At 59.8% G+C, this 21136-nt stretch carries 15 protein-coding genes; 6 read left to right on the top strand and 9 right to left on the bottom strand.

Translation table 11 applies throughout. From position 1 onward, the window contains the following. Window position 1 precedes the first annotated feature (1 nt). The 4 genes from urtE (at window position 2) to AC13Q5_RS29010 (ending at window position 6343) form a co-directional block, all read left to right on the top strand. Window positions 2–697, top strand: coding sequence for an urea ABC transporter ATP-binding subunit UrtE (gene urtE / locus AC13Q5_RS29025; protein WP_488504024.1), 696 nt, complete (start codon window positions 2–4; stop codon window positions 695–697). Between the two features lie 284 nt (window positions 698–981). After that, window positions 982–1182: a hypothetical protein gene (locus AC13Q5_RS29020; RefSeq protein ID WP_075855040.1), complete on the top strand. Its 201-nt coding sequence runs from the start codon at window positions 982–984 to the stop codon at window positions 1180–1182. Window positions 1183–1927: 745 nt separating this feature from the next. Beyond that, window positions 1928–3175 (top strand): efflux RND transporter periplasmic adaptor subunit, encoded by a 1248-nt coding sequence (locus AC13Q5_RS29015; protein WP_075855039.1) that lies wholly within the window; start codon window positions 1928–1930, stop codon window positions 3173–3175. 9 nt (window positions 3176–3184) lie between these two features. Then, entirely contained in the window at window positions 3185–6343 is a 3159-nt protein-coding gene (locus AC13Q5_RS29010) for an efflux RND transporter permease subunit (protein WP_488504023.1), read from the top strand. A 54-nt stretch (window positions 6344–6397) separates the two neighbouring features. Here the strand turns inward: AC13Q5_RS29010 and AC13Q5_RS29005 are convergent, their stop codons facing one another. The 6 genes from AC13Q5_RS29005 to AC13Q5_RS28980 all read right to left on the bottom strand — a co-directional run bounded on the left by AC13Q5_RS29005 (window position 6398) and on the right by AC13Q5_RS28980 (window position 12787). Beyond that, window positions 6398–7453: an ABC transporter ATP-binding protein gene (locus AC13Q5_RS29005; protein ID WP_488504022.1), complete on the bottom strand. Its 1056-nt coding sequence runs from the start codon at window positions 7451–7453 to the stop codon at window positions 6398–6400. 21 nt (window positions 7454–7474) lie between these two features. Beyond that, window positions 7475–8329, bottom strand: a complete 855-nt coding sequence (locus AC13Q5_RS29000) for a sugar phosphate isomerase/epimerase family protein (RefSeq protein WP_488504021.1) — start codon at window positions 8327–8329, stop codon at window positions 7475–7477. A gap of 45 nt (window positions 8330–8374) precedes the next feature. After that, entirely contained in the window at window positions 8375–9613 is a 1239-nt protein-coding gene (locus AC13Q5_RS28995) for an ROK family transcriptional regulator (RefSeq protein WP_488504020.1), read from the bottom strand. A gap of 38 nt (window positions 9614–9651) precedes the next feature. Then, window positions 9652–10494: a carbohydrate ABC transporter permease gene (locus tag AC13Q5_RS28990; RefSeq protein WP_457879853.1), complete on the bottom strand. Its 843-nt coding sequence runs from the start codon at window positions 10492–10494 to the stop codon at window positions 9652–9654. Beyond that, entirely contained in the window at window positions 10491–11420 is a 930-nt protein-coding gene (locus AC13Q5_RS28985; RefSeq protein ID WP_457879854.1) for a carbohydrate ABC transporter permease, read from the bottom strand. The genes AC13Q5_RS28990 and AC13Q5_RS28985 overlap by 4 nt, the downstream gene beginning before the upstream one ends. Window positions 11421–11488: 68 nt before the next feature. Next, window positions 11489–12787 (bottom strand): type 2 periplasmic-binding domain-containing protein, encoded by a 1299-nt coding sequence (locus tag AC13Q5_RS28980; protein WP_488504019.1) that lies wholly within the window; start codon window positions 12785–12787, stop codon window positions 11489–11491. 277 nt (window positions 12788–13064) lie between these two features. Between AC13Q5_RS28980 and AC13Q5_RS28975 the strand changes: the two genes are divergently transcribed. After that, window positions 13065–14111 carry a Gfo/Idh/MocA family protein gene (locus AC13Q5_RS28975; protein WP_075855031.1) on the top strand — a complete coding sequence of 349 codons (1047 nt, stop codon included), beginning with the start codon at window positions 13065–13067 and terminating at the stop codon, window positions 14109–14111. Between the two features lie 15 nt (window positions 14112–14126). Here AC13Q5_RS28975 and AC13Q5_RS28970 read toward each other — a convergent pair whose 3' ends face one another. Further along, window positions 14127–15263, bottom strand: coding sequence for an ROK family protein (locus AC13Q5_RS28970; RefSeq protein ID WP_488504018.1), 1137 nt, complete (start codon window positions 15261–15263; stop codon window positions 14127–14129). 212 nt (window positions 15264–15475) lie between these two features. On the opposite strand from AC13Q5_RS28970, the gene AC13Q5_RS28965 reads away from it, so the two are divergent. Continuing rightward, window positions 15476–18502: an alpha-mannosidase gene (locus tag AC13Q5_RS28965; protein ID WP_488504017.1), complete on the top strand. Its 3027-nt coding sequence runs from the start codon at window positions 15476–15478 to the stop codon at window positions 18500–18502. A 52-nt stretch (window positions 18503–18554) separates the two neighbouring features. Here AC13Q5_RS28965 and AC13Q5_RS28960 read toward each other — a convergent pair whose 3' ends face one another. Together AC13Q5_RS28960 and AC13Q5_RS28955 are read right to left on the bottom strand one after the other, a co-directional pair. Then, the gene (locus tag AC13Q5_RS28960) at window positions 18555–19577 is read right to left on the bottom strand and encodes an ABC transporter permease (protein WP_075855029.1); all 1023 of its coding nucleotides are present in this window, start codon (window positions 19575–19577) and stop codon (window positions 18555–18557) included. Further along, the gene (locus AC13Q5_RS28955; protein ID WP_488504016.1) at window positions 19561–21087 is read right to left on the bottom strand and encodes a sugar ABC transporter ATP-binding protein; all 1527 of its coding nucleotides are present in this window, start codon (window positions 21085–21087) and stop codon (window positions 19561–19563) included. The genes AC13Q5_RS28960 and AC13Q5_RS28955 overlap by 17 nt, the downstream gene beginning before the upstream one ends. Window positions 21088–21136: the final 49 nt, after the last annotated feature.

Genomic DNA, 21136 nt, shown 5'->3' with positions numbered 1-21136 from the left:
GATGCTGACAGTCGAAAACGCAAATCTGCATTATGGCGCCGCGCAGGCGCTGCGCGGCATCTCCGTCAAGGCGGAGATGGGCAAGATCACCTGCGTCCTCGGGCGCAACGGCGTCGGCAAGAGCTCGCTCTTGCGCGCCGTCACCGGACAGCATGCACTGTCGGCGGGTACCGTGACCTTCAATGGTGTAACGCTGAACGGCATGGCGCCGTTTTCGCGCGCCAAACAGGGGATCGGCTATGTGCCGCAGGGCCGCGAGATCTTTCCGCTGTTGACGGTGAAGGAAAATCTCGAGACGGGCTATGCACCGCTCTTGCGCCGCGACCGCAGCATTCCCGATGACATCTACAGCCTGTTTCCCGTGCTGAAATCCATGCTGTCGCGCCGCGGCGGCGATCTCTCAGGCGGCCAGCAACAGCAGCTGGCGATCGGCCGGGCGATGGTGACGCGGCCGAAGATCCTGGTTCTGGACGAACCGACCGAGGGCATCCAGCCGTCGATCATCAAGGATATCGGCCGGGCGATCCGCTATCTCAGGGATTCCACCGGCATGGCGATCCTGCTGGTCGAGCAATATCTCGATTTCTGCCGCGAGCTTGCCGACTACGTCTACATCATGGATCGCGGCGAGATCGTGCATGAAGGGTTGGCGGAGACGCTGGATACGCCGGAGGCCCGCCGGCATCTGACCGTTTGAGCGGGGAATGGTGCTTGCAGCCGGGGTTCGGGAGTTACAGGCTAGCGTGGCGGTAGTTTCGGGATACGACGGAAATTGTCTCGATCAGATGCGTCGGTAGCTTTGACCCCACGATTTCGCCGAGGTGCCGCGTGGAATATTCCGTATCTGCTTCCCTGGAAGCGACCCTCACGTATTTGTGACAGTTTCCAGAATTCCTGGGATATCTTTGCGACAAATCGCGACTAAAGTGCCGGCAGTCATTCTATCTCTTGAAGGCGCCCCGACTTTTGAAAGAGAATCCCATGCAGCGACGTAAAAACATATCGGTCGAAGAACTCCCGGAAAATACAGCACTTGCGATATATGAGCTAATCGGCGGCACGTTCCGCAACTATTCCGAGATCCTTTACATTCGCGTACCGGATGTGACCGATGACGGCAAGTCCATGGGTGGCATCGAAATTACCATTCGCAAGACGACCTCTGCTGCATCACTGCAATGAGTGCGGCTGAACACAGGTAACAGCCTCGCTTCTCAGGTGGAAGCTGGGCGCGGGTTCGCGGTGGTGTAATAGTCATGCACAACTGATCTTCCATCGCATTGCCAATACACAGTGATCGATGAATGGTATGATCATTAACCTGTGATCGTGCCGCATGAGTATCGATGTTTTTGCGATGATGAACACGATCAGGATTGAGTAGATGGTGGTACACTAAACCATATATTGCAACACGGTTTCGTGAATAGTCGTATCGAGACCGATTGACATACTTTGATGATTTCTTGGCAAAACCATGCAACAAAATTGGAGTAATCCTGCTGATGGCATTGATCAAACAGGATTTAAAGCAGTGATCATCGGCTTGATATCGAGTTGTCAGATATACAAGAAGTACGATTCAAACAGAGATTGTGATAGCTCTACACTTACTATTTATCCGTCCATTTCATGTGATGCTGATACGAGAATAACGGCAGAGATCGCCGAGACCAACCAAGACATGCTCACCAATCCGTTTCATGCAGGTAGCGGCTTTTGCGCAGATCGATCGGATCTTCACGAGAATATGTTCATTCAGCGGGAGCGATGAAAAACGTGAATCGCGGTCGATCCCGTCAGACTTGACGGTGGTTCCCTGAGACGACGGGATGATCGCGAATTCGCGCCGAGCTGTGCCGCCGGGAAACAGCCTTCCCGCTCCCTTCTTCCCTTCAGATTTAGATCCGTACGCAACGAGGGTTATATGAAACGACATCTAACACGGGCCGTGGTTTCGGGATTCGTGGTCACATTGTTGGCGGGCTGCAACCAGCAGCCGGCAGCACAGAATGGCGGCAGAACGGTGAAATCCGAGGTCAGTGCGATGGCATTGCATCCGCAATCGGTCGCCATCACCGCCGATCTCCCCGGCCGCATCAGCGCCAATCTCGTTGCCGAGGTGCGACCGCAGGTCGGCGGCATTATTCGCAGCCGCAATTTCAAGGAAGGCAGCGAGGTTCGGGCGGGGGACGTGCTCTACGAGATCGATCCGGCCTCCTTCCAGGCCTCCTACGATAGTGCGGTTGCCGCTCTGCAGAAAGCTGAAGGCGCGGTGCCCAATGCCCAGGCCCGGCTGGATCGCTACAAGGGCCTGAGCGCACAGAACGCCGTCAGCCAGCAAAATGCCGATGACGCGCAGGCGACACTCGTTCAGGCGCGAGCGGATGTGGCCTCCGCCAAGGCGGCATTGGAGACGGCGCGGATCAACCTTGATTATACAAAGATCCGGGCGCCGATTTCCGGGCGTGTCGACGCATCGACGGTGACGGTCGGCGCCCTCGTCACTGCCGAGCAGACCACAGCGCTGACCACCATTCGCCAGCTCGACCCGATCAATGTCGACGTCACCCAGTCGAGCACAAACCTTCTGAGATTCAGGCGTGCAGTGGAGGAGGGGCGCCTGAAGACAAGCGGCGACAATGTTTCGGTCCGTCTGACGCTGGAGGATGGAACCCAGTACAAGGAAAGCGGCACGTTGGAATTTGCCGAGGCGGCAGTAGCCGAGACGGTCGGAACGCTCAATGTCCGCGCCACCTTCCCCAATCCGGGGCGGGTTCTGCTGCCGGGCATGTATGTGCGCGCCACCATCCAGGAAGGCGTCGCCGAAAACAGCTTCCTGGTGCCGCAGCGTGCCGTAACCCGCAATACGAAAGGCGAACCGATCGCCTTCTTCGTGAGTGCGGACGGCAAAATCCAGCAGCGTGTTCTGACCGTTCAGCGCAGCATCGGTAACAGCTGGCTCGTCGGCAATGGAATAGAGGAGGGAGATCGCGTCGTTGTCGAAGGGATCCAGCGCGTCCGTGACGGCCAAGAGGTGAATGTCGCGCTGGTGACGGTCGATGATGCCAGCGGAAATCTCGAACAGGCGTCGGCGACGGGTGCATCCCAATCCGCTCAACTGAGCAAGGCCAACGGCGCCGACAAAGGCGCGGTCACCGGTTCGACGAATTGAGGGTAAAACATGTCTCGCTTCTTCATTGATCGGCCCGTCTTTGCCTGGGTAATCGCCATCGTCATCATGCTGGCGGGCGCACTTTCGATCCTCACGCTGTCGGTCGCGCAATATCCGCAGATCGCACCGACGACGGTGCGTATCACCGCCACCTATTCCGGCGCTGATGCGGCAACCGTCGAAAACTCGGTGACCAAGGTCATCGAGCAGGGCATGACCGGCATCGACAATCTCGACTATATGACCTCGACCTCGACAGCGACGGGTCAGGCCTCGATTTCGCTCACCTTCACCAACAAGGCCAATCCCGACGTTGCGCAGATGCAGGTGCAGAACAAGCTGCAGCTCGTCACCGCGCAATTGCCGCAAGTTGTTCAGAATACCGGTATCACCGTCTCGAAATCGACCAGCAGCTTCTTCCTGGTTGCGGCGTTTGTGTCGACGGATCGCAAGCTTATGCCGACCGACCTTGCCGACTATGTCGATAGCACCCTCAATGATACTTTGAAGCGCGTTCCGGGCGTTGGCGATACCACGCTCTTCGGCGCGCGCTATGCCATGCGCATCTGGGTCGATCCCAACAAGCTCGTCAAATATCAGCTGATGACATCGGATGTCGTCTCCGCCATCCAGGCGCAGAACGTACAGGTCTCATCTGGCCAATTGGGCGGCCTTCCGCAACTTGGTGGTCAGCAACTCAATGCGACCGTCACGGCCGGCAGCCGGTTCCAGACGCCGGAGGAATTCGAAAACATCATCCTCAAAAGCCAGCCTGACGGCTCCCTGGTGCGCGTCAATGATGTCGCCACCGTGCAATTGGGTGCCGACAGCTACGTCACCTCGGGCGTCTATAACGGCATGCCCGCCGCCGGCCTCGGCATCAGTCTTGCGACCGACGCAAATGCCATCGATACAGCGGCGAGGGTCGTGTCGACGATCGATAGCTTGCGCAGCACGCTGCCGCCGAATGTCGAAGTCGTCTATCCCTATGATACGACGCCCTTCGTGAAGCTGTCGATCGAGGATGTGGTCAAGACGCTGTTCGAAGCCATCGTGCTCGTCTTCATCGTTATGTTCGTCTTCCTGCAGAACATCCGCGCCACGTTGATCCCGACACTCGCCGTCCCGGTCGTGCTGCTTGGCACCTTCGGCGTACTCTCGCTGTTCGGATACTCGATCAATACATTGACCATGTTCGGCATGGTGCTTGCCATTGGTCTATTGGTCGACGACGCCATCGTCGTCGTCGAAAACGTCGAGCGCGTGATGGAGGAAGAAGGGTTGTCGCCGCGCGAGGCGACGATCAAGTCGATGCAGGAAATCACCGGCGCGCTGATCGGCATCGCCACGGTTCTGTCGGCCGTGTTCATTCCGATGGCCTTCTTCTCCGGTTCGGTTGGCGTCATCTACCGGCAGTTCTCGGTGACGATCGTCTCGGCAATGGTGCTTTCCGTCATCGTCGCCCTGATCCTGACGCCGGCTCTTTGCGCCACGATCCTGAAGAAACCGGAGCATGGAGCGCGGGAACGCGGCCTGTTCGGCTGGTTCAATCGCAACTTCGAACGGGGAACGCGCGGCTATCAGCGAACCATCCATGGCATGATCCGCCGCGGTGCCGTATTCCTGGTGATATTCGTCCTGATTGGCGTCGGTGTCGGTTATCTCTTCAACCGCCTGCCGAGTTCCTTCCTTCCGGAAGAGGATCAGGGACGCCTTCTGACCAGCATTCAGCTGCCTCCTGGTGCTACGGCCGAACGCACGCGGAAGGTGCTCGATCAGGTCATCGCCTATTATCTCAACAATGAGAAGGACTATGTGGACGGCGTGTTCGGCAGCGTCGGCTTCAATTTCAGCGGTCAGGGCCAGAATGTTGCCGTTGCCTTCATCGACCTCAAAGACTTCGATCAGCGCCGGACCCCGCAATCCTCTGCCCAGGCGATCGCCCGGCGCGCGATGGCGGCCTTTTCCAAGATCAAGGACGGCAATGTTTTTGCACTGGCACCGCCGGCAATCCCCGGCTTTGGCAACAATAGCGGCTTCGACTTCTTCATCAAGGATATCAACGGCTCCGGCCACGCCGCGTTGATCGGTGCCCGCAACCAATTCTTGGGCGCAGCGTCCGGCAGCACGAAGCTGAGCGGAACACGTCCAAATGGACTGGACGACACGCCGCAATATTCGATCCATATCGATCAGGAAAAGGCCCGCGCCTTGAACATCGATCTGGCTGACATTAATGCAACCCTGTCGACCGCATGGGGTGGCACCTACGTCAACGACTTCGTCGATCGTGGCCGTGTGAAGAGAGTCTATGTACAGGCCGACAGCAAGTTCCGTATGCAGCCGGAAGACTTCGATCGCTGGTATGTGCGCAACTCCGGCGGCGACATGGTGCCCTTCTCGGCCTTCGCCTCAGGTATCTGGACCTATGGTTCGCCGCGTCTGGAGCGCTATAACGGCTCGTCCGCCGTCGAAATCCAGGGTGCGGCAGCGCCGGGGGTCTCCTCCGGTGACGCCATGAACGAGATCGACAAGATCATGGCGACCCTGCCACCGGGCTTCAGCCATGAATGGACCAGCCTGTCCGCCCAGGAAAAGCTTTCCGGCAACCAGGCAAGCCAGCTCTACGCCATCTCCATCCTGGTCGTCTTCCTGGCGCTCGCAGCCCTTTATGAAAGCTGGTCGATCCCGCTCGCCGTCATGCTGTCGGTACCGATCGGCATCTTCGGCGCACTCTTGGCCGCAACCCTGTTCGGACAGTCGAACGACGTCTACTTCAAGGTCGGTCTCTTGACGACTATCGGCCTGGCGGCGAAAAACGCCATCCTGATCGTCGAATTCGCCATCGAGCAGCAGAACCAGGGCAAGAACCTGATCGATGCCACGCTCGAAGCATCCCGCCAGCGTCTGCGGCCGATCCTGATGACTTCGCTCGCCTTCATCCTCGGCGTTCTGCCGCTGGCGATCGCCAATGGGGCCGGTTCCGGCAGCCAGAACTCGATCGGCATCGGCGTCATGGGCGGCATGATCTCGGCAACTGTCCTCGGCGTCTTCTTCATCCCGCTGCTCTTCGTCTCCGTCCGCCGTGTCTTCAAGGGCAGGAGAACGATCGACACGACGAGAGGGGAGCTGGACGTTGCTGGTGCGACGCCGGATTCGTCACCATGACGACTGCACGCAGGCCTGGCAGCAATGCCGGGCCTGCGGAAAGAAGGATTCCGGCTATTGCGTCCTCTCACTGTCGATGTGCTGTCCGCTTTCATCGAAGAGATGGACGGCGTTATGAGCCGGAGCGATACGCAACATATCGCCGGGTGCGGCCCTGATCCGCTCGCGGAAAACGCAAGTGATCGTCTGCACACCGAGGCGCGCGATGACCATGGTCTCGGATCCCGTCGGTTCGACGACGACGGTTTCCACTTCGATGCCGTCATCGACCAGCTTGATGTCCTCGGGGCGAATGCCATAGGTGACGGCGGTTGGCGGGCTTCGTTCGCTCGGCAGGATAAGTCCGTCCGTGGTGCGGAAGCCTTCGTTCGTCATGCTGCCCTTGATGAAATTCATGGCGGGGGAGCCGATGAAGCCCGCAACGAAGAGATTGGCCGGCTGGTCGTAGAGATCGAGCGGCGATCCCGACTGCTCGATCAAGCCATCCTTCATGACGACGATCTTGTCGGCCATGGTCATCGCCTCGATCTGGTCGTGCGTGACATAGATGGTGGTGGTCTGCAGCCGCTGGTGCATTTCCTTGATCTCCGACCGCATCTGCACACGCAGCTTCGCATCGAGGTTCGACAGGGGTTCATCAAAGAGAAAGACGGCGGGATCACGCACGATCGCCCGGCCCATGGCAACGCGCTGCCTCTGCCCGCCCGACAATTGCTTCGGATAGCGCTCGAGAAGATTTTCGAGGCCGAGGATCTTTGCGGCGTTACCGACCCGCTGGTCGATTTCCGCCTTCGGCATCCGCTTCAGCCGTAAGGAGAAGCCCATGTTCTTGGCGACCGTCATATGCGGATAGAGCGCATAGTTCTGGAAGACCATGGCGATGTCACGGTCCTTCGGCGCCAGCTCGTTGACGATATGCTTGCCGATCTGGATATCGCCCGACGTGATCCCCTCCAGGCCGGCGATCATTCTGAGCAGGGTGGATTTTCCGCAGCCCGAAGGGCCGACGAGCACGACGAACTCGCCGTCGCGAATATCCACCGACACGCCCTTGATGGCTTTGAATGCGCCATAGTCCTTGCGCGCGTTGTTCACTCTGACATGTGCCATTTCCGTCCTCCCAAGGCTGCGTCAAAGCGTGTCCAAGACATTTCGAAGATAGGCAAGGCCGAGGCGCTCGCCCTCCTTCCGTTGGGCGAGATCCTTGCCCGGCCAACCGAAAGCTGCATCCTCGTGTTCGATTGAAAGCGTGCCGTCAAAGCCATTGGTGCGCGCCTGACGCAGGAAGCGCGGCCAATCGAGAAGGCCCTGTCCCGGCAGCTTGTATTGCCACCAGCCCTTGCGGTGATAGCCGAGGGCTTGCTGCGCAGTCGCATCGATTGCCGTGTCCTTGCCGTGAAGGATAGCGATGCGATCCTTCACGGCGTCCATCGCGACATAGGGATCGACGCCGATGCGGATGAGATGGGAAGGGTCGAATTCCAGACCGAAGCGTCTGTCGGGAATGCGTTTGAAGAGCTCCTCCCAGTCCCGCGGCGTGGTGCCGATGAAACTGTCCTTCGGGCCTGGCCAGTTCTCGATCGCGAAGATCAGGCCGCTCGATGTCGTTCTTTCGATCAGCCGGTTGGCGAAGTCGGCGAAATCGTTATAGTTGGCCTCCTCGTCCGCATTGTCGTCGCGGCCGGGAAAGATCACGAAGATCGGTACGCCTGCTTCGCCGATCGCTTCGGCGAATTCCTCGGTGAGGGCTCGAAGCTCGCCGCGCCTGGCGCGATCGGCATCGAGCTGATTGCCGAAAAAGGCAATCGAGGAGACGAAGAGGCCGTGATCGCGGGCAAGGGCGACGGCGGCCCGCACCTTGTCGGGCGTCTTGATATGGCCGCGGACATCGATTTCGATCGCATCGAAGCCGGCGGAGGCGGCGAAATCCACGACCTCCTCGAATGGCCTGTCGTTGAATGTCGACGTATAAAAGCCGATCCTCATCAAAATCCTCCCTGCGGCCGTGACGGCCAATTCAGTTGTTCATGCTCAGTTGTTCAGGCGATCCATGAATTTGAGTGGCGAACGCGTACGCTGGACCTCGTCGGAAGAGGCGAGCATGAGTGCCGCCGCCATCGGCATTGCGGCGGCGCCGATTGCACAGGCGTCTTCGCCGAGTGAGGCGCGATGAATGGATGGTAGAGTCATGTCGTCGGTATCGAGGTGTTCGTGGACATAGCGCAGCAGCTCATCGATCATGCGGATGGGCAAGCGGCCGCCGAGGATGATGGCGTCGGGATCGACGATCATACCGATGTGCTTGACCGCGACGGCGAGATGCGCGCTCATGCCTTTCAGCCATTGGGAGACCAGCTTCCTGCCGCGGGCATCCAGGGTGAGGAGGTCGGAGGGCACGCTTGCCTTGATGCCGTGCTCGCCCAGGAACTTGTAGAGGAAGAAGAGCGAGAATATTTCGCCGAAAAGCTCGACTTTCTGGGCCGCCTTGTCGCGAGGGTCGGCAATCGGCAGCCAGCCGATCTCGCCGCTGAGGCCCATGGCGCCGCGATGGCCGTTGCCGTCGAGCACAAGGCCGCCTCCGGGGCAGGCATTGATCGCGATATAGAAGAAGCTGCGGCTTTCGGCGCCGAGCCCGTAATCGAGTTCCGCAAGTGCTGCCGCATTGGTTTCGTTCTCGATGAAGACAGGGTGTGGCGAGAGGTTCTCCAGCGCGGCGCGCACGTCGAAATCCATCCATTCCCCATAATTGTCAGGCTTGCCCATGAAGGCGATCTCGCCTAGCCAGTCGGGCATGGCAAGGCCGATGCCTGCCAGATGCGCGTCGTCGATCAGGCGGCTTCGCTGGAAATGCGATATCGCGTCGGCGGTCAATTGCATGAATTCGCCCGGAAGGATGTAGCGTTTCTCGTGGTGCACGCGAGCACGCACGTTGCCGACCGCATCGACGGCAAGGATCGTCAGGTGATCGCGATCGATATTGATGCCGATGGCGAAGAAAGCATCCGGATTGATTTCGAGCTCGATTGCCGGCTGTCCCCTGAGGCCGTGACGCCGGCGGGCCTCGATAATCAGGCCCTCGTCGAGCAGGCGATCGACGATCCGGGCAATCGCCGGCTTGGTGAAGCCCGTCTGGCGAGCGATTTCCGCCCGTGACATCGGCGCCTGCCGATGGATGCGGCGCAGAACCACGGCCCTGTTATATTCGCCTGCATCTTCGACATTGGCTCCCGTCAGATCGGGAGAGAGTTTGGCGCTGGTTGTTTGGTTCATGGTCGGGATCCTCTATCAGCCACGGGCATGTAACCGCCTCAACCCTTCACGGAGCCGCTGGTCATGGAGCCAAGGATCAGCCGCTGCAGCGACAGGAACGCCACGATCGCCGGTACGACGGAGATGAGGCAGGCGGCCGCCAGCAGCTGGATGGACGAGTCGGTTTGCATGCCACGGAAGTTAAAGATCCCGACGCCGATCGGCATCAAATTGTTTTGAGTCAGCAGCAGAAAAGGCACCAGGAATTGCGACCAGCCGGCAATCACGGTGATGATGAAGACGGAGGCGATACCTGGTGCCGACAGCGGCAGGACAATTCGCCAGAAGACCGAGAAGCGGTTGCATCCGTCGATCATCGCCGCTTCGTCGAGGCTGCGCGGAATGCCGTCCACCGTGCTCTTCAACAGCCATGTCGCGAGCGGCACGCCAAGCGCGATATAGACCATCGTCACGGCGAAATGCGTATCGAGCAGGCCGAGGCGGTTCATGTAGCGGTAGAGCGGCACCATGATGACCAGCGGCGAGATCATCTGGAAGAGCAGAAGTCCCATCATCGACAGGCCCTTGCCCCGGAACTGGAAGCGCGAGAAGGCGTAGGCCGCGGGCATGGCGACGATCAGAACGCCGAAGCCACTGAGCGCCGCAAGCTTCAGACCATTCCAGAGATAGAGCGGGAAATAGCTGTTGTTGAGCACGGCGATGAAATTGTCGATGGTTGGATTGTGCGGGATATAGCGCGCCACGCCGCGGTAGATTTCGCGTTTGTCGCGTAGCGCCATCGACAGGAGATAGGTCAGCGGGCCGGCGAAAAAGACGAACATCGCCAGCATGAAAATATAGCTCAGGAAATCGCCGAAGCGTGTACCGGTGCGCCTGCTCATTGCTCGTCCTCCTTCGGCAGGAACGACGCATAGACGACGGCCAGCCCGAGGCTGATGATCAGCATCAGCACGGAAAGCACGCTGCCGCCGGACAGGTCGTAATTGCGGAAGACGATGTTGAAGACGTAGAGCGATATGACCTCGGTCGCGCGTCCCGGCCCGCCACCCGTCAAGGTGATGATCGCGTCGAAGGTATTGAGCGTCATGATCGTGATGAGGATCATGTTGACGAGGATCGCTGCGCGCAGCTGCGGGATGGTGATGAAGAAGAATTGTTGCGAGCCCGTCGCACCGTCGACCTCAGCCGCTTCATAAAGCGACGGATCGATCGCCTTGAGCGCGGCATACATGACGACCATCGAGAAGGCCGTTCCGCGCCAGATGTTCGAGATCAGAGCCGACCATGGCGCGATCGCAGGATCGGAAAGCCAGGCCACCGTCGGCAGGTGGATAAGCCGCAGAATGCTGTTCAGCGCGCCATAGGGCGCCTCCGAAAACAGCATCTGCCAGATTATGCCGCCGGCAATTCCCGGCACGACCCAGGCAATCAGCGCCGTGGTTCTAAGGATCGTCGTGCCGAACAATCCGCGTTTTTCGCCGCGAACGACAACGACCGCGACGGCAAGGCCAAGAATCTGTTGCCCGATGACGCTGCCGCCGACGAAGACGAGGGTTGCCCAAAGGATGTCGGGAAGCTGCGGCGAACTCAGCATGTTGGCGATCGAGCTGAGCGTATAGTCCTGATTATCACCGATCAGCGTCGCATTGGTGAAGGACAGACGGAAGACGTCGATCACCGGATAGAGATAGAAGATGCCGATGACGATGATCACGGGCATGATCCAGGGCAGAGGTGCGCCGGCAAAGCGGCGCATGAACGATCTGCTGTGAGGCCGACTGGCGGCCTCGATGGCGATTGGGGTCATTGGGCTTCTCTGTCCGGGTTTGACACTACCGGCGGCGCCCGCAAGGGGCGCTGCCGCGATCACAATCGTTAGAGACGCTTGTAAGCCTCCATCGTCGCCTTGAATGCTGCGTTCAAGGCCTCTTCTGGCTGCTTGGTTCCTGACAGGACGTCACCCATCATGATCTGGATCTGGTTGGAGATTTCCGGATAGATCGAGGCGCCCGGACGGGCCTGGCCATTGGCGAGCGCCTGCGCGAAGGTCTTGTTGGCTTCGGTCGCAAAGACCTCATACTTGTCGAAGAGCGACTTGCGCGTCGGCAATTGCTGCTGCAGCGCGTTGCCCGGCCCCATATAGATGTCGCGGGCAAGGTTTGCGCACATCTCGACCTTGTCCTTGTCCTTGCTGAAGGAAGCGATCGTCCAGCCGCCGGTGCCGGTGGAGCGCTGATCGGCCGTCGGGCCGGGGATCGGCGAGAAGGTCCAGTTGGCGAACTCGTCCGCATCCAGTGTTGCCTTCAATTGCGCAAGCTGCCAGTTGCCGCCGATGAAGAGCGCCGTGGTTCCTGCGGCCGCAGCAGCATTCAGGTCGTCATAGTTGCCGATGGTGGTCACACGCTTGGGCGCGGCGCCGGAATTGACAAGATCCTTGTAATAAGTGAGCGCCTTGAGGAATTTTTCCTTGTTTTCACCTTCGCCGAAGACGGGCTTGCCGCTATCGTCGACGAGCTTGCCGCCGAGCGCCCAATAATTGGCGAGCCAGTCGAAGGTTGAGCCCTCGTAGCGGCCGGCGTTGAAGAGGATGCCTTCCATCCCTTCCTTGACGGAAGCGATACCAGCCTTCTTCAGATCATTCCAGGTCTGCGGCGCGTCGGGAACGATGGACTTGTTGCGATAGAGCACGCGAAGGTCGGTATCCCACCACCAGGCACGGATGGTCTGGTCCTTGTCGGTGATGCCGTTGCGGATGAAGGGGAAGAGGTCGGCGATTTCGTCTTTCGAGAAATAGGGCGTGAAATCGGCAAGCACATGGTTGACCATGAACTGCGACAAGACGAAGGAGTCGACGGCGGCGCAATCCGGAGCGTTGCCGGCCTTGGCCTGTTCAAGCATTTTCGCTTGCTCCGTGCCGATATCCGCGGACATGAACTGCATCTGCAGCTTCCAGTCGGGATGTTTCTTGATGAAGTCGACGAAGAGCTTCTGATAGCCCTGTGCGATCGCCGGATCGGCATTGTTCTGGCTGTCGTTCGTGAGCCGGACAGTGAGTGTTTTCGGCGCGTCGGCAAGGCCGATCCTGTCCTTTGTCGCCAGTTCTTGGGCAAATGCGGCAGGCACTGAAAACAACATTGTGCTCAGCGCTAGCGCGCTGACGAACGCTCTCTTCATGATGGGTCTCCTCCCCATTTTGAACGGATACAGCATGGTGGCCAGTTGACCTCTCCTCATTTCCATGCTGCATTAATTAGATTAAGTTACTTTGGTTTGATGTCAAGTCGCAGCTCGGGAGGATTGAGATGCTGGCGACATTCAACAGCAGCTAGCGGCCTCAAGCCGCATTTCCCGATCGCATAATAGTCGAGCCATTGCGGGCATCCGTGATGGGCGGCGGGGTTTTGCCATGGCTGGCGGATGCTGGCCGAACCGGACATCTATGGAGGATCAGATGCGCCTACTCATTCTCGGCACTGGCGGAATGGCCAACAAGCATGCGGCAAGTTTCAAGGAGATCGAGGGTGTCAGCGTCGTAGGCGGCGTTGACGTCGTGCCCGAGCGATTGGCCGCCTTTTGCTCGGAACACGGCATTCCCAATCATTTCAGCTCGCTCCAAGAAGCGCTCGCCTGGGGCGAATTCGATGCCGTCGCCAATGTGACTCCCGACGCGGTTCACCACGCGACGACGCTGCTGGCAATTGCGGCTGGCAAGCATGTCTTCTGCGAAAAGCCGCTTGCGACCGACGCGATCAAGGCAATGGAAATGACCGAGGCGATAGAAAAGGCCGGTAAGGTCGGCATGGTGAATTTCACCTACCGCAATTCGCCGGCCTTGCAAAAAGGTCGGCAAATGGTGCTTGCCGGCGAGATCGGCGAGGTGAGGCATGTCGAAGCCTCTCATCTGCAGAGCTGGCTTGTCGGCAGGCATTGGGGAGACTGGAAGTCGGAGAGCAAATGGCTGTGGCGCCTCAGCAAGAAGCACGGTTCGAACGGAGCGCTTGGCGATATCGGCATCCATATCGTCGACTTTGCCTCTTATGGCTCCGGGCTCGACGTCGCCCATGTCTTTGCGCGGCTAAAGACCTTCAACAAGGCGCCGGGTGACAAGATCGGCGAATATGATCTCGATGCGAATGACAGCTTCACGATGAATGTCGACTTCACGACGGGAGCGATTGGCACGATCCAAGCGACGCGCACCGCCGCCGGCCAGATGGATCAACTGCGTCTAAGGGTCTATGGCGAGACGGGTTCGATCGAGATGATCTACGACACGGGAAAGTCGACGCTTAGAGCCTGCCTTGGCGAAGATGTTCACACGGCAACATGGCGCGATATCCCCTTCGATGATGTGGAGACGAACTACCAGCGGTTCGTCCAGGCCGTCAGAGCGGGCAAGACGCAAGAGCCATCATTCCGCCGGGCAGCCAATATTCAGAAGGTTCTGGACAAGGCGCTGGCTTCGGATGCCAGCCATAAAGACGAGGCGCTTGCCTGAACCGGCGACGGTGGGTCAGGCGGAAACCGGTGGCAGCAGGGTGTTGAGGAAAGGCAGCAGTGCCGCCCCCAGCGCCACGCCGCCACCGCTGAAGCTTGCGGGTTTCATCGGCGAAATCCAGGGCGTCAGGAAGGGCCGTTTCGACGTGTCGCGGCGCTCGACGGAAAGCTGATGGATCAGCGCCTCGATGACGCCTCGCGGCAGGTCGCCGCCGATCATGATGACGCTTGGAGCAATGAAGCCGGCAATCGCGATGATCGGGTCAAGAAGGTGGCTTGCTGCCTCGCGTATCCACGGCGCCAGCAGCGGAGAAGCCGGTTCTTCGCCCTCCAGAATGCGTGTGAATTCATCGTCGCTCATCAATCTGCGCAGCGCATCGAAGCCGACGACCGTGTTCAGACGGATATTGTCGGGGCCGGTGCGCATGTCGCCGATATTGCCCGCGCGTCCATGAACGCCCGAGTAGGGAATGCCGCGAACGAGGAAGCCGGCCTGGACATCCTCGTCGATGATAATCATTGCGAGCCCGCCTTTCGGCGCTGGCGTACCGATCGTGCGCTCGGCGAGCAGGCTTGCCGTGCATTCGTTCTCGACATAGCTGCGCGGGAATTTCGATGCGGCATCCAGCTGGTCGCTTTCTTCCGGGCTCCAGTCATTCGAGCCTATTCCCAAGCCGATGATCGCCGCGCCGGTGTGACGCGCCATCATGGCTTCGACGACTGACAGAACCGAGGCCACTCTTGACCTTGCCGCTACCGGAAAATAGGTGCGATCATGAACCTGGCCACTGAGGTCGATCAGTACGGCTTCGCCGCGGCTCTGGCGAACCCTGACACCGAGCGAGAAGGCTCCTTCGGGCCGCAGTGCAAATTCCGTTGACGTCGCACCGCCGCCGGCGCCATTGCGCCGATGCGACGTCACCAGCCCTTCATCGCCAAGCCGGCGCAGAATGTTGGTGATCCCCGGCCCGGTCAGTCCGGAATGCTTTCCGAGCTCCATGCGGGTCAAGGGACCGTGGCGGCGGATTGCCTCCAGGATGACGCGGATGTTTCTGTCGGCGATTTCTCCCGACCGCAGACCGAGTGTCTTACCCCGCGTAACGTCCGTCTCCTCCGGCAGATGCCGTCGTGGCCCGGATCGAAGATACCGCATAGCCGATTTCCTTGCGTACCTTCACGCTTGTGTATCACGGACAAAACTCTCGCAACTTATTTCTTGTGCGCTTGACGCCAAAACAAAGTTACTTAATCTAAACCGGGCTATGCGATCCGCTTGGAGGAGATGGGACGCAGGGCCTGCGACCTGTTTGCGCTGATATGTTCTCTCCTCCGCCGTCAGTTGCCGATCTTCCGATAGGACCCGCCATGTCTCTCACTATTGCCCAACGCCTTGATCGCCTGAAAGTCCGCACTACAGAGCTTGCGCATTGGCGCGACAGGCAAAGCCTTACGATCGACGGCTGGACGTTTGACGGGGAGCCTATTGCGCATCATCAGGATTGGCCGCACCGCAAGGGAACGGTTCGCTTCGCTGCCACGGCAACGGTGCCGCAAGACTGGCCGCTTGAGCAGACCCGCCTGCAGCTCGATCTTGGGGGTGAGAGCCTGTTGACGCTGCGTTATCCCGATGGCCATACCGAGACGTTCGGGCTCGACCCCTATCACCAGGAGTTTCCGCTCAAGCACGGGGAATTCTCGATTGCAACCGAGAGCGTCGCGCGGTTTCCCTTCGGAGAGCCGAACAGGGTACCGAAGCTGAACAAGGCGCGATTGATCTGGCTGGATGAACCAGCCCACAGGTTGCATCTCCTGTTGCAGCAGATCAGCGAGGCGGCCGATATCCTCGATGGTCACGAAGTCGTGCCGCATCTGATCGATGCGGCCGAACAGGCGCTTCGCAGCCTGGACTGGCCCTCGGACACGCCAGCCTATATCTCGCGCACGTCAACCGCAGCGATGCAGCAGAAGATATGGGAGCTGCCGGAGCTTCAGGATAATCCAGCCGGTCTCAACGAAGCGCAGAGCGCCTCGGCGGCCGCTGCCTATGATCGTCTGCTCGCGCAGCTGAAAGAGCTGCAGAAGCGTTTTCCGCAAAACGGCGAGCTGTTGTTGACCGGCCATGCCCATATCGATCTGGCGTGGCTTTGGCCCTATGGCGAGACGCGCCGCAAGATGCGCCGCACCTTCAACACCACGCTTTCGCTGATGGAACGCTCCGACGACTTCCGGTTCAACCAGTCGACTGCCCATTATTATGCGCAGATGGAGGAAGATGATCCGGAATTGCTGGAACGGATCAAGAAGAAGGTGGCCGATGGCAAGTGGGAAACCGTCGGCGGCATGTGGGTCGAGCCCGATACCAATATGCCCACGGGCGAGAGCCTGGTGCGCCAGGTTCTCTATGGCCAGCGCTTTTTCGAAAAGCATTTCGGTCTGCGCCATAGCGTCTGCTGGCTGCCCGATTGCTTCGGATTTTCAGGTGCCTTGCCGCAGATCCTCAGGCTCGGAGGTATCGACAGCTTCTTCACGATCAAGGTGAACTGGAGCGAGACCAATCATATTCCATCCGACCTGTTCTGGTGGAAGGGGCTCGACGGCAGCAAGGTTCTGACCCATACGTTCGACAATCCCATGCAAGGATATAACGGCTTCGTGCAGCCGGATTGCTTCGTGCCGACGTGGAAGAATTTTCGCGGCAAGACAGAGCACGACACATCGCTGCTGGCCGTCGGCTATGGCGACGGCGGTGGCGGCGTCACGCCTGAGATGGTCGAGCGCGAAGTGCAGTTGCGGGACTTTCCTGCGATCCCCAGGGCACGCTGGGGCACGGTAAAGGGCTATTATGAAAAGGCTCATCGCACCGCGGCGCAAAAGCAGCTGCCGGTCTGGGATGGCGAAATCTACCTCGAACTGCACCGCGCGACGCTGACGTCGCAAAGCGGCGTCAAGCGCAAGCATCGCCAGGCCGAGCGCGCCCTGATCACGGCGGAGACGTTGGCCTCGCTTGCCCATATGCTGGGTGCTGCCAAACCTCAAAGCCTCGAGGCGGATTGGCGGGTCGTTCTGAAGAACGAGTTTCACGATATCTTGCCGGGGTCCAGTATCCGCGAGGTCTATGTCGATGCCGAGCGCGAACTTGATGGCGTGATCGGCAATGCCAAGGCAGAGCAGGCCAAGGCTTTGAAGGTGCTGGCGGCCCATCTTCCGGCAGGCGGTGTTGCGGATGCGCTTGTTGTCGTCAACCCGTCGCTTTCGCCGCGCCCGCTCACCGCAACCCTATCGGATGGAACGGCCCTGGCTTCGGCCGATTCCGTCGCGCCTCTTTCCGTCGCGGTTTTCGATCGCAAAGCGCTGAAGCCCGCCGGTGGGCTCAAAGCCGATACCCATCATCTCGAGAACGAGCATCTGTCCGTTGTCATCGACAAGGATGGGGCGGTATCAAGCCTTGTTCACAAGGCGACCGGGCGGGAAGCGATCGAGGGGGCCGCCAACCAGCTCTGGGTCTATCCCGCAGACAAGCCGCGCAACTGGGATGCCTGGGACGTGGATGCCGATTATGCCGAGAAAGGCATCCGGCTCGATCAGCCGGAAAGCATTACCCTGATCGAGGAGGGGCCGCATCGCGCCGCGATCCGCGTCGTCAATCGATATCGCCACTCGACCGTGACCCAGCTCTATGTTCTGACGGCCAATGCCCGCAGGCTGGATATCGAAACGACCATCGACTGGCACGACCGGCGCACTTTGCTCAGAACCCTGAACCCGGTAGCCGTGCGGTCGCGTACCGCGACTTTCGAATGCGCCTTCGGTATCGTCGAGCGGCAAACGCATACCAATACCTCCTGGGAGCAGGCGATGTTCGAGGCGGCGGCGCACCGCTTTGTCGATCTGAGCGAGCCCGGCTTCGGCGTCGCCCTGCTCAACAACGCCAAATACGGCCACAGCGCCCGCGGTAATCTCCTCGGCATGAGCCTCGTGCGCTCGCCGATCTATCCCGATCCGCTTGCCGATGAAGGTCAGCAGAGCTTCACCTATGCGCTGATGCCACATGAGGGCGCCTGGTATGAAGGTGGCGTTCTGCCGGAGGCGATCGATCTCAATCAGCCGCTGGTCAGCATCGAGGCTAGCGGCCTTGCGGCGGGCACCTCGTCGCCGCTCGGCATCGAAGGCATACCGGTCGCCTTTTCGGGCCTGAAGCCGGCCGAGGAAGGGGAGGGCCTTGTCCTGAGGCTTTACGAACCAGCCGGCCGGCGCGGCCGCCTGTCGCTGACCCTGCCGTCGGGATGGCAGACATCGGGGCCGCTGAACATCCTCGAAGAGCCGATCGAACGCACCGGCCCCGCCGACATCATGCCGTTCGAAATCCGGACCTGGAAGTTGCAGCGGAGCTGACGGCAAAGTTCGGCTCTGTTGGACTACCGCCTTGCTCAGGAGAGCCGCCTCGTCAGCGGCTCTCCAATATCCGCATCAGCCGGCCGCGATAGCTGTCGAGAATGACGGCCAGAACGATGACGGCGCCGATGACGATCGGCTTGATGTTGTCGTCGGCGCCGAGTAGCTGCAGCCCCGTGGACAGCACCTGCAGGATGCAGGCTCCAACAAGCGTTCCGATGATCGATCCCTTGCCGCCGGAAAGGCTGGTGCCGCCGATGATGACGGCTGCGATGGCGTTCAGTTCATAGCCGATGCCTGCAACCGGGCTGCCGACATTGAGACGGAGCAGGTAGACCATGGCTGCAATGCCGGCGGTCAGTCCGGAAATGGTGAAGACTGCGATCTTGTATCTCTTCGGTTCATGCCCTGACAGGCGGACAGCCTCCTCGTTCGTCCCGATCGCGAAGACGAAACGTCCGAACACCGTGTAGCGCAGCACGAACCAGCCGATGAGGACGACGACGATTGCGATCAGGAAGATCGACGGAAAGACGCCCCAGAAGATCAGATTGCCGAAATCGACAAAGGGTTGCGGCAGGCCGGTGATGGTGGAGTTGTCGCTGACGACGCGCGCCAGGCCGCTTGCGACGTTGAGCATGCCGAGCGTGACGATGAAGGATGGAAGTTTCCATTTCTCGCAGATCCATCCGTTGATGGCACCCAGGATCGCGCCGGCGCCCATCGAGGCGAGCGAAGCAAGAACGATCGCCTGCCACGGAGAAAACCTCGGGTCGATCATGATCGTCGCGCCGATGACTGTGCAAAGGGCAAGCAGTGACCCGACGGAAAGATCGATACCGCCCGTGAGGATGACGAAGGTCATGCCGGCGGCGAGCACCGTGTTGATGGCGATCTGCACGAAGATCTTCAGGAAATTCTCCGGCGTCGCGAAATACGGCGCCGTCAGCGAGAAGAAGATCAAAATCAGGACGAGAGCGATGGCGACGCCGGCCTCTTTCATCGAGATCCGGATGAGCTTGTCCCAGACGCTGGCCTCTTTCGCCTCGGTCGTCTTTTCAATGTTGCCGGACACGACTGTACTCCTTGTAAGCGAGTGAGAGGATCCTGCTCTCGTCAAAGTGCTCCCGGGCTATTTCCCCGGCTATCTTGCCGTCCGAGAAGACGATGATGCGGTGGCAAATGCTCATGAGCTCCGGCAGGTCCGAAGACACGACCAGAACGCCTTTTCCCTCGGCGGCAAATTTCCACAGAAGCTCGTAGATTTCCGCCTTGGCACCGACATCGATGCCGCGCGTCGGCTCGTCGAAGATCAGCACTTTGGGACCGCGAAACAGCCATTTGGCGATGACCACCTTTTGCTGGTTGCCACCTGAGAAGGTCCTGACGGCCTGATGGATGGATGGTGTCTTGATCCTGAGTTCGCGCACCAGGCGTTGCGAATGGCCGTCTTCCTGCTTGCGGATGATCAAGCCGTTGCGGGAGACCTTGCCAAGATCGGTGATGGTGGTGTTCTCGGCGCAGCTAAGGTCGAGCATCAACCCTTGAATCTTGCGGTCTTCCGTTGCCAGGCACAGTCCCGCGGCCACCGCATCCTTCGGCGACGTGATATCGATCGCCTCGCCGTCCACACGGATTTCGCCGGCAGCCTTGGCGTCAGCGCCGAATATGGCGCGAACCGCCTCGGTGCGGCCGCTGCCAACAAGCCCGGCAATGCCGACGATTTCTCCCTTGGCGACGGAAAATGACAGCTCCGGGCTGTGGCGCGTCACCTTCAGGCCGGAGACGCCAAGCGCCTCGCCGGATATGGTGCTGTCGCCGCGGAAGGCGTCGTGCTTCGCGAGTTTACGCCCGACCATGAGTTCAACGATTTTCGGAATGCCGAGCCCTTCGAGCGGCCGCGTAATCACGTGCTGTCCGTCGCGCAGGATGGTCACGTCGTCGCCCACCTCGAAGATCTCCTCGAGCCGGTGCGATATGTAGAGCGTGGTGACGCCGCGTGCCTTCAGCCGCTTCAGAATCTCAAAGAGACGGTCAACTTCCTTGGAGGTCAAGGTCGCCGTCGGTTCATCGAGGACCAGAAGCTTGCTTTCGTTGGAGAGCGCCTTGGCGATCTCGAGGAGCTGAAGCTGGGCGACGCTCAAGCTGCTGGCAAGCGTCGTCGGTGCCACGTTGAGGCCGACTTCGGCCAGCAGTTCCGCCGCCCTGGCATTCATCTGCTTGTAGTTCACCAGACCGTATCGGCGCGGCAGATGCTCAAAAAGCAGGTTCTCGGCGACGGTGAGATTGGAAAGAGGATGCAGTTCCTGGTGGATAACCCGGATGCCCGCCTTGAATGCCTCCAGCGGCGAGGATGGATGATAGGCTTCGCCGTCAAACAGGATGCGGCCGTCGTCCGGCTTGAAGACGCCGCCAAGCAGATTGATCAGGGTCGATTTTCCGGCGCCGTTTTCGCCAAGAAGTATGTGACCCCTGCCGCGGCCGATCTCTATCGAGACATCCTTCAGCGCCACGACGCCCGGAAAGCGCTTGCCTATTCCTTCCAGCTTCAGGATGGCATCATCGACTGTCTCTGGCACGTCCACCTCATGCGCGTTTCTGTTTCGAATTGGAGAGGGTGGCCGCCCTTGTGCC

The sequence above is a fragment of the Martinezella sp. CNPSo 3964 genome (assembly GCF_057784375.1).
The sequence above is the reverse complement of the archived record's forward strand: the minus strand, read 5'-3'. Positions and strand labels throughout refer to the sequence as shown.